This window comes from Chrysanthemum yellows phytoplasma (genome assembly GCF_000803325.1).
Lineage (GTDB): Bacteria > Bacillota_I > Bacilli_A > Acholeplasmatales > Acholeplasmataceae > Phytoplasma > Phytoplasma asteris.
Genome location: NZ_JSWH01000237.1, coordinates 1 through 2,046 on the forward strand (window position 1 = coordinate 1; position 2,046 = coordinate 2,046).

Sequence of the window (2,046 nt, forward strand, 5' to 3'; positions counted from 1 at the left end):
ATGTAAAAATAAAATTATAAAAAGGAAATTATATGAATATTTTATCAATCGAAACTAGTTGTGATGAAACGAGTTGTGCAGTTACTCAAAATGGTAAAAAAGTGCTTTCTAATGTAGTTTTTTCCCAAATTAAAGATCATCAAATTTTTGGTGGAGTAGTCCCTGAAATAGCTTCTAGAAAACATATTCAATTTATGACTTTGGTATTACAACAAGCCCTTAAAGAAGCGAACCTTACCCCCCAAGAAATTGATTTAGTAGCAGTTACCCAAGGACCTGGTTTGGTAGGTTCGTTGCTAGTTGGCATTAACGCCGCTAATGTTTTTGCCTACACTTATCAAAAGCCTCTTTTGGGAGTAAATCATTTATTAGGGCATATCTATTCTGCTCAAATTGAACATGAAATTAATTTTCCTGCCTTAGTACTTTTAGTTTCTGGAGGACACACCGATCTTTTTTATCTTACGGACCACCTCCAAATCAAACCTCTTGGCACTACTCTTGATGATGCGGTAGGAGAAGTTTATGATAAAATTGCTAAAAACCTCAATCTGCCTTATCCTGGAGGACCTTTGATTGATCAATTAGCCCAACAAGGAAAAGACACTTATCATTTGGTGCGCCCTTATTTAAAAAATGATAATCTGAATTTTAGTTTTTCAGGACTCAAAAGCACTTTGGTAAATTTAGTGATGAAACAAAACCTAAAATATATCAACATTCCTGATTTGTGCGCTTCTTTTCAAGCTAGTGTTATTGATGTTTTATATGAAAAAACTAAAAGAGCTTTAACCAAATATCGTGCTAAACAATTAATTGTTACTGGTGGAGTTGCTTCTAATTCTGGTTTAAGACAAAAGTTTATGACATCTTTTGCTAACTTGGAAGTTATTTTTCCTAGTTTGCAATATTGTACTGATCAAGCTGCTATGATAGGTATTGCAGCGTATTATCAGAACCAAATTACTAAAGCTTCTAAAAAATATGATCTTACAGCAAATCCTAATTTGTTTTTTTGATTTTTGATAATACCCCCCTTTTTTTTATATAATATATAAAAAAAAGAGTCCCAAAAGGACTCTTTTATTTTTTATTTGGTTGTTGTTCTTTTTGGTTTACTTTTTGCTTTGGATTTTGTTGGAGTTTGATTTTTTTCATCTAAAGCATAAACTTCTTTTTGGTTGAGGGTGTCTTTTTCTAATAAAGCTTTGGTTATTTTTTCAACTAATGTTTTATTAGTTATTAAAAGTTCTTTGGATGTTTTATAACATTCATCAACTATTTTTTTAACTTCTTGGTCTACTTGATAACGAGTTTGTTCTGAACAATGTTCAAAATTAATATATCCTAAAGGACTCATTCCAGAATAAGCAACCATCCCAAAAGCAATACGAGTAACTGATTTTAGATCTGAATAAACTCCATTTGTTCTAGATTTACAAAAAAGTTCTTCGGCTGCTGCTCCCCCTAGAGAGCAAACTATAGCATATTTTAATTTATCTTCGGTTTGACTAAAATATTCTTTATCAGAAGTGTGCCACACATAACCTAGAGCTCCTCCTCTTGGAGTAATTATAATGGTTCTTACTTTGGATTCTGAATAGGGTGTTTCATTACAATAACGGCATGCCCTGCTTCGTGATAAGCTGTCATGATTTTTTCTTTTTCTTCAGTTTTGCGTGATTTTTTGGCAGGACCTATACTCACTTTGTCAATGGATTCTTCTAAATCTTTCATATTAATTTCTAATTGTTTATTTTTAGTAGCTAAGATGGTAGCTTCATTTACAATAGCTGCAAGTTCTGCGCCTGACATACCGGGAGTTCTTTTAGCTATTTGTAATAAATCAACATCAGTAGCTATTTTTTTCTTTTTGGTATGTATTTTTAAGATAGCTTCTCTTGCTTCTAAATCAGGCAAGCCAACAGTTACTTTGCGGTCAAACTGCGCTGTTGCATTTTTTTAGACAACTTTTGTCTTTAAAATTGTTCTTTAAGGCTAAAAATTAATAGATAATTTCATATCTTTTCAAACTAAAGAAATATT

The 2,046-nt window shown here is 31.8% G+C and carries 3 protein-coding genes; 1 reads left to right on the forward strand and 2 read right to left on the reverse strand.

The window, feature by feature from the left end:
* Positions 1-32: 32 nt before the first annotated feature.
* A complete protein-coding gene (gene tsaD / locus OL66_RS03420) occupies positions 33-1,019 on the forward strand; it encodes a tRNA (adenosine(37)-N6)-threonylcarbamoyltransferase complex transferase subunit TsaD (RefSeq protein WP_034172482.1) in 987 nt (328 codons plus the stop codon).
* A 71-nt stretch (positions 1,020-1,090) separates the two neighbouring features.
* On the opposite strand, the gene OL66_RS04430 is transcribed toward tsaD, so the two are convergent.
* On the reverse strand, positions 1,091-1,543 hold the full coding sequence (locus OL66_RS04430) for a hypothetical protein (RefSeq protein WP_238568824.1): 453 nt from the start codon (positions 1,541-1,543) through the stop codon (positions 1,091-1,093).
* Between the two features lie 41 nt (positions 1,544-1,584).
* Positions 1,585-1,920, reverse strand: a complete 336-nt coding sequence (locus tag OL66_RS04435; RefSeq protein ID WP_238568825.1) for a hypothetical protein — start codon at positions 1,918-1,920, stop codon at positions 1,585-1,587.
* Between the last annotated feature and the right edge of the window lie 126 nt (positions 1,921-2,046).